General features: G+C 71.3%; 6 protein-coding genes. 1 reads left to right on the top strand and 5 read right to left on the bottom strand.

Going from position 1 to position 6,976, the window contains the following annotated elements; genetic code table 11:
* Window positions 1-465: 465 nt before the first annotated feature.
* Both G6R24_RS16520 and G6R24_RS22615 read right to left on the bottom strand, forming a co-directional pair.
* Window positions 466-1,293 (bottom strand): enoyl-CoA hydratase/isomerase family protein, encoded by an 828-nt coding sequence (locus tag G6R24_RS16520; protein WP_163550134.1) that lies wholly within the window; start codon window positions 1,291-1,293, stop codon window positions 466-468.
* A 2-nt stretch (window positions 1,294-1,295) separates the two neighbouring features.
* A complete protein-coding gene (locus G6R24_RS22615; RefSeq protein ID WP_163550133.1) occupies window positions 1,296-1,514 on the bottom strand; it encodes a helix-turn-helix domain-containing protein in 219 nt (72 codons plus the stop codon).
* A gap of 750 nt (window positions 1,515-2,264) precedes the next feature.
* Here G6R24_RS22615 and G6R24_RS16510 point away from each other — a divergent pair.
* Window positions 2,265-3,800: a hypothetical protein gene (locus G6R24_RS16510; RefSeq protein ID WP_338084449.1), complete on the top strand. Its 1,536-nt coding sequence runs from the start codon at window positions 2,265-2,267 to the stop codon at window positions 3,798-3,800.
* A gap of 12 nt (window positions 3,801-3,812) precedes the next feature.
* On the opposite strand, the gene G6R24_RS16505 is transcribed toward G6R24_RS16510, so the two are convergent.
* The 3 genes from G6R24_RS16505 to G6R24_RS16495 form a co-directional block, all read right to left on the bottom strand.
* Window positions 3,813-4,796, bottom strand: a complete 984-nt coding sequence (locus tag G6R24_RS16505; RefSeq protein WP_163550132.1) for a cation diffusion facilitator family transporter — start codon at window positions 4,794-4,796, stop codon at window positions 3,813-3,815.
* 43 nt (window positions 4,797-4,839) lie between these two features.
* Window positions 4,840-6,453 (bottom strand): ABC-F family ATP-binding cassette domain-containing protein, encoded by a 1,614-nt coding sequence (locus G6R24_RS16500; protein WP_163550131.1) that lies wholly within the window; start codon window positions 6,451-6,453, stop codon window positions 4,840-4,842.
* Window positions 6,454-6,580: 127 nt separating this feature from the next.
* Window positions 6,581-6,814 carry a hypothetical protein gene (locus G6R24_RS16495; protein WP_163550130.1) on the bottom strand — a complete coding sequence of 78 codons (234 nt, stop codon included), beginning with the start codon at window positions 6,812-6,814 and terminating at the stop codon, window positions 6,581-6,583.
* Between the last annotated feature and the right edge of the window lie 162 nt (window positions 6,815-6,976).

The raw sequence follows: 6,976 nt of genomic DNA, 5'->3' as shown, positions 1-6,976 counted from the left end.
CGCCGTGACCAGATACGGGGCGGGCCCGACCCGGCATCAACACCGGTCCGAGACCTTGCTCACGGCGCCCCGCGCAGCGACACGGCCGTGCCAGGTCGGTCCGGAAGCGCACCCGCGTGGCCGCACGCCGTCCGGCGGGTTCGTGGGCGCCAAAGACCTACACCACCGTGATGGCGAACGCGTTGTCCAGACCGGACCAGACGAAGAAGATTCGGCCATACCCGGCCGACGAAACACCAATGTCACGTATCCGCCCCGCTCGACGGCGAAAAGTCCCCTCTTCTCACCCGGGAGACCCCACCGTCGCATCAGCGACGCGTCCGGACAGGCGAAGTACGTGGTCATTGTGCGGGTGCATCCGCCCGTTCAGCCCGACAACGCGTGGATGAACGTGCGTGAACGCCGACCGGACCACCAGGACACGCTGGTATTACGGCCGAGGTCCGACGGGCCGCGGGTCGTCGCTCAGCCGGCGGCGAGGTCGTCCGACGCGCTCAGCAGACGCTGCCAGGCCTGGAGTTCCGGGCCGAGGGATGGATTCACCGTGGCCGACCCGCGGGGCCGCAGCAGCGCCTTGATCTCGGCCGCGGTTTCGGGTGGGACGGTGAGCAGCGCCGCTTCGACGGCGGCCAGTTCCGCGTCGAGACGCGGCGCGGGCACCACCCGTTGGGCCAGCCCGATCCGCAGGGCCTCCGCGGCGCCGAGAGGACGTCCGGTCAGGCTCAGGTCGAGTGCCACGGCCGGGCCCGTCAGACGGGCGAGATCGGTCAGAGCTCCGGCGGCGGGAAGAAGCCCCCACCGGGTCGCCCATTCCAGGCGCAGGCCCGCCTCGGCGGTGAGGATTCGCAGGTCGCAGGATGCCGCCAGGGACGCGCCCACATCCCCGGTCCAGCCGGAGAGCGCGGCGACGCTGATCAGATCGGGAGCGCTCGCGAGCCGCTCCAACGCCCGTCGCCACCCGAGCAGACCGTCCAACCCGAGCTGATCGCCTGGCGGCTGATCGGCGGGCGGCTGATCGGACGTCGACTGTGTGGGCGTCGACTGTGTGGACGTCCGAGGCCCGGGTGTGGGGGCTTCGGACGCCGCGGCGACGGCCGCGGTTGGTGCGTCGATCACTACGACGGCGATGCGGATGTCACCCGTCAACCGTCGTAAGGCCTCACTCAGAGTGAAGCCGGCAACTCCCAGCTGGTCGGGGTGGGCCCGGCCGTGGAGCCGGATCCGCAGGACCGGGCCGAGTACGTCGACCCGAAGCCCGGCCGCCGCCGGTGCGGCGGCGGCCGGCACCGTCATGGTCAGGGAGTTTTCTTCTTGGTGCCCCGGGTCGCACCGCCACGGCCGCGCAGGGTGGTATCGGACTCCGAAAGGATCCGGTGGACAAACCCGTACGAACGGCCAGAGGACTCGGCAAGCAGACGGATGCTCTGTCCTCCTTCGTACTTCTTCCGAAGCTCGGCAGCCAGCTTGTCACGCTCGGCGCCGGTGATCCGGGTTCCTTTCCTAAGCTCGGCCAACGTGGCCCCCTCCGTGCTCGATGATCTGCGAACCGATCTTCACTCAGCTCGAGCAAACGCGCCACTCGAAGCAGATGTGATCCATCACACGCGTCGCTTCGCAGCGTGACCGCTCCGAAGCACCGCTTCCTCCACTTGTTCCCCGCCGGCCATGGCTCAGGGCATACCCACCCATGCACGTGCCGGCACACCGCCGACGAGCACGGGACCATGCACGAGGACCAGTGTCCCCAATCCCCCGCGCCCGACCTAACAGCGGCAACGGCGCGTCGCACGAACATCGCCACGGGACTCGGAGCGATCTTCCAACGACGCGATTCCGCAGGTACAGCCAACAGTCGATCACTGTACCGAGCCGATCCGGAAACGGCGAACGGGCCAGATCAAACCGACTGATTCCTCACATCGCCCCTCAGAGCACGCAACCATGGAGACATCCCGCAACGCCGACATCCACTCCCACTCACACCCCGGCGCAGCACTACGCCCGGCGGCGGACACCCACTGGGACGCGTCGTTGACGCATCGTTCATCCTCTTCTGCCACGTCGTACCCACTCCCCCACCTCCGGCCACCGATCCGCCTGCCCACCGATCAGACGTCGACCCCGGGCCAGCCCCGCCGCCGGACTCGTTACGGTGCAGATGTGGTCCGTGCGGCGGTGGCGACTCCTCGGAGGACAACCCAGGCATGCCCGATCACCACCGCTCTCGCCGCGGGCCCGGCGCCGCAGGCGCCCAGGGAAGCCTGGTGAGCCTCACCGAGGACACCAAGGGATCACCCGGACGTCCACCCGCCGATCCAGCCAGCCGCGCGTCGGAGCAGCCGGCCTCCCCCGGCGACACCCCACCAGCCGCCCCACCGCCACTGAGCCCACCGCCAGTGGCCGCACCGCCGGTGGTCTCGGCGGCCGGCACCGGGTCATCCGATGCGGGGTCGTCCCAGGTCAGGTCGACGATGCGGGCCGAATGGGCCGAGGCCGGGATCTGGCTGGTGCTGGTGGCCTTCGGTCTGGTCGGCACCGCCGTTCTCGCGCGTTCCCACGTCGCGCTCGGTCTGCGCGAGCCGCCGTGGCATGACGGCTGGCAGGCCCGGTTCGACGCGCTGATCGTGGTGCCCGTGACCGTCGCCGCGATCATCCTCGCGGTGGTGGGACGATGGGCGTCGGCCTCGTCGGGGACGGTGGCCGTGTTCCGGCTGCCCTGGCCGGTGGTGCTCGTGATGGGCTACGCCGGGTCACTGCTGTGGACCCTCGCACTCGCCTTGATCACTCCCGGTGGCGTCCGGGCTGGCCTGCGCGCACCGACGGATCTGGTCACGGCCGCGGCGGCGATCGGCCGCAACCCGCTCGACATGGTCGCCGCCTACACCGACCGTGTGCCCCCCGCGACCGCGGGCTCGGTGGACGTCCTGCCCGCCCATCCGCCGGGCCCGTTGCTGGCCGCCTGGGCGCTCGCCCGGCTCGGACTGTCCGGCGCCGTGCCGCTGGGTATCGCCTTCACCCTGGTCGGCGCGTTGACCGTCCCGGTGGTGTGCGTGGCGGTGCGCTCACTGTGCCACGAGACCGCGGCCCGCCGGCTGGTGCCGATCCTGGTACTCGCCCCGTGGAGTGGCTGGATGACCGCCTCGCCCGACGCGGTGACGGCGCTGCTGGCGGCGCTCGCGGTCGCCGTCGGGGTGGTCGGTTGCGAACCGGGGCGCCGCGACCGCACCTGGTGGGCGCTGGCCAGCGGTGTGCTGCTCGGGCTCGCCGCGCTGTTCGGCTACGCGCCGGTCTGGCTCGGCGTGGCCGTCGCCGCCGCCTACTTCGTCCGGCGCCGTCCGCTGCTCAACGCGGTGACCGGGCTCGGCGCGCTGCTACCCCTGTTCCTGTTCGCGGCCTGGGGCTTCTCCTGGCCGGACGGACTCGCCCTGGCCCGGGTCCCCCACCGTCCCCTGACGGCGACGCTGGCCTGGGTGTTCCTCGACCTCACCGTCGCCCTGCTGGGTGCCGGGCCGGTCGCTGTGCGCGCGGCGCGCCGGCTGCGGCACACACCCGGCTGGCCGTTCCTGGTCGGCGCCGCGGCGACGGCCCTGTTCGCGGCCCTGGCCCGGCTGGCCGAAGGTGGGACCCAACGCACCTGGCTGCCGCTGTTCCCCTGGCTGCTGGTCGCCGCGGTCGCCCCTCATCCCCGACCTGCCGCCCCCGGCGACCGGGTGCGCGCCGGCACACTGCCCGTCATCCTGATCTCACTCGGCGCCGCTGGTGCGATCACTCTGCGCCTGTTCATGGCCGGCCCGTCCTGACCGACCGCTCGCTCAGACCGCGGGCGCGCCGGCCGCGGTCGCCCCGGTCCCGGCGACGGGCGGGACGACGGACCCGGACGCCCCGGCGTCCCGGGGCACATCGGGTTCGAGGAAGATGCGCAGCTGGGTCGGCACCGCGGCACGCAGGGCCGCCTCGGCACCGTCGATGGTCGCGGCCACCTCGCGCATCGTCACCGACGGTGGCAGCCCGATCTTGGCGGCGACGAGGAGTTCGTCCGGGCCAAGGTGCAGGGTCCGCAGGTGGACGATGCCGCTGACCCCGGGCGCGGCGGCGAGCGTGGTGCGGATGGTCGAGACCGTGGCCGGGGTCGCCGCCTCACCGACCAGCATCCCGTAGGCCTCGATGGCGACCAGGATGGCGACGACGAGCAGCAGGATGCCGATGGCGAGGGTGCCCACGCCGTCCCAGATGGGGTCGTCGAGCAGCAGGGTGAGGCCCACACCGCCGAGGGCGAACAGCAGGCCCAGTTCGGCGGCCAGGTCCTCGAGCAGGACGATCGGCAGTTCGGGTGCCCGAGCCTCCCGGATGAACCGCCACCAGGAGCGGTCCCCGCGGGTGTGGTTGGACTCGCGGATGGCGGTGGCGAACGAGAAGCTCTCCATGCCGACGGCGAGCACGAGCACCACGATGGCGATCAGCCCGCTCTCCAGCTCGTGCGGATGCCGGACCTTCTCGATGCCCTCGTAGACGGAGAACAGGCCACCGACGCTGAACAGCACGATCCCGACCAGGAACGCCGCGATGTAACGGGCCCGTCCGAAGCCGAAGGGATGCTCCTCGTCGGCCGGGCGGGCGGACTGGCGCTGGCCGAGCAGCAGCAGACCCTGGTTCCCGGAGTCTGCGAGCGAGTGGATGGACTCGGCGAGCATCGACGACGACTGGGTGAACAGGAACGCCACGAACTTCGTGACCGCGATGCCGAGGTTCGCCGCCAACGCCGCGAGAACCGCCTTCGTGCCGCCCTGCGTACTCACAGACCGCTCTCCCGTGTCGTCCGACGAGGTGCTGTTCCCGGGATCATGCCAGGGTGATGAGTTCCATCAGATCCGGGGACCAGTTGTCCTCGACGCCGTCGGGAAGCATGAGCACCTTCTGCGGGTCAAGCGCTTCGACCGCACCCGGGTCGTGGCTGACGAGCACCACCGCTCCCTTGTACGTGGTGAGCGCGGCGAGCACCTCGTCGCGCGACGCCGGGTCGAGGTTGTTGGTGGGCTCGTCGAGCAGCAGCACGTTCGCCGAGCTGCAGACCAGCCCGGCGAGGGCGAGGCGGGTCTTCTCACCGCCCGAGAGCGTCTTCGCCCGCTGCTCCACCACGTCCCCGCTGAACAGGAACGCGCCGAGGATGCGGCGCAGCTCCACATCGGAGGTGTTCGGCGCCGCGGCCCGCATGTTGTCGATCACCGAACGGTCGGCGTCCAGCGTCTCGTGTTCCTGGGCGTAGTAGCCCAGCCGCAGGCCGTGGCCGGGCTCGACCTGCCCGGTGTCGGGCTGTTCCTGCCCGGCGAGCATCCGCAGCAGCGTCGTCTTGCCGGCGCCGTTGAGGCCGAGGATGACGACCCGCGACCCGCGGTCGATCGCGAGGTCGACGTCGGTGAACACCTCCAGCGACCCGTACGACTTCGACAGGCCACTGGCGGTCAGCGGGGTGCGCCCGCACGGCGCCGGGTCGGGGAAACGCAGCTTCGCGACCCGGTCGGAGACGCGGATATCGGCGAGCCCGGCGGCGAGCCGCTCGGCCCGGCGGTCCATCTGGTGGGCGGCCCGGGCCTTGGTCGCCTTCGCCCGCATCTTGTCGGCCTGGACCTTGAGCGCGTCGATCTTCTTCTCGGCGTTGGCCCGCTCCCGCTTACGACGCCGCTCATCCTGCTCACGCTGGGTGAGATAGGTCTTCCAGTTGACGTTGTAGACGTCGAGGGCGGCCCGGTTGGCGTCCAGGTGGAAGACCTTGTTGATGCACCGGTCGAGCAGGTCGACGTCGTGGCTGACCACGATCAGACCGCCGACGTGGGCGCGCAGGTAGTCACGCAGCCAGACGATCGAGTCGGCGTCGAGGTGGTTGGTCGGCTCGTCGAGCAGCAGGGTGGCATCGGCGTTACCGGCCCCGGCGAACAGGATGCGGGCGAGTTCCACCCGTCGGCGCTGCCCACCGGACAACGTCCCGAGTTGCTGGCTGAGAACCCGGTCGGCCAGCCCCAGTGACGAGCAGATCCGGGCCGCCTCGGCCTCCGCGGAGTAGCCGCCGAGCGTGCCGAACCGGTCCTCCAGGTTGCCGTAGCGGCGGATCGCCGCGTCCCGCTCCCGGCCGTCGACCAGCTCCGCCATCTCGACCTGCAGCTTCTCCATGTCGCGCAGGATCACGTCCAGCCCGCGGGCGGACAGCACCCGGTCACGGGCGGAGTCGGTCGGGTCGCCGGCGCGTGGATCCTGCGGCAGGTAACCAAGCTCACCGCGGACGTCCACGGAGCCCGCGAACGGGATGCCCTCGCGGGCCAGCACCTTCAGCAGTGTCGTCTTGCCGGCGCCGTTACGCCCGACCAGACCGATCCGGTCCCCACCCTGAACCCGGAAGGAGACGGGCTCGATCAGGGTGCGGGCTCCGGCACGCAGTTCGAGCTCGGACACGATGATCATCCAGGCCTCTTTCGGGCTTGCGAACTTTGGGCTGACGGGCCGGCGGTCGACGCGTCCGGCGACGCGTCCAGCGGCCCGTCCGGACCGCGCGCGTCCTCACGATGCCGCGACGCACATGGCCTCCAGCCTACGGGGCGGCGCCGTCCGGCATACGGGGCAGGGCGGCCGGGCCGACCACAGGCGCCACCGCCCGGCCGGCCACCGGGCCTCCCGCATGGGCGACCACCGGGGCCATCGCGGCGCCCGCGCCGACGTCGAGGTAGCCGGAATCACTGTCCACCGGTGCGCGGACGCCGCCCACCGCGGGCATCCGCATCAGCAGCCCCAGCAGTGCGAGGGCCGCCTGAAATCCAGCCGACACGGCCTCCTTCGGGTTTCTCCGCAAACTCGGACTCCCCGGCAGAGAAAAAGCGACCGGACAGCTTCCTTACTGGAAATCATCCATCCGTCGGCGCCCGCCACCGGGCAGACCCGCGCTTTTCTGAGAAGTTCGGCCGGATGTCGCTGCTCTCGACACAGCCCC

This window comes from Candidatus Frankia nodulisporulans, from assembly GCF_902806475.1.
Lineage (GTDB): Bacteria > Actinomycetota > Actinomycetes > Frankiales > Frankiaceae > Frankia > Frankia umida.
This window is presented reverse-complemented; position numbering and strand designations above follow the sequence as displayed.

Bases quoted from the DNA above. Each gene is read 5' to 3' on its own strand.
- G6R24_RS16520 (WP_163550134.1), bottom strand. From the start codon at position 1,293: ATGACGGTGCCGGCCGCCGCCGCACCGGCGGCGGCCGGGCTTCGGGTC.
- G6R24_RS16500 (WP_163550131.1), bottom strand. From the start codon at position 6,453: ATGATCATCGTGTCCGAGCTCGAACTGCGTGCCGGAGCCCGCACCCTG.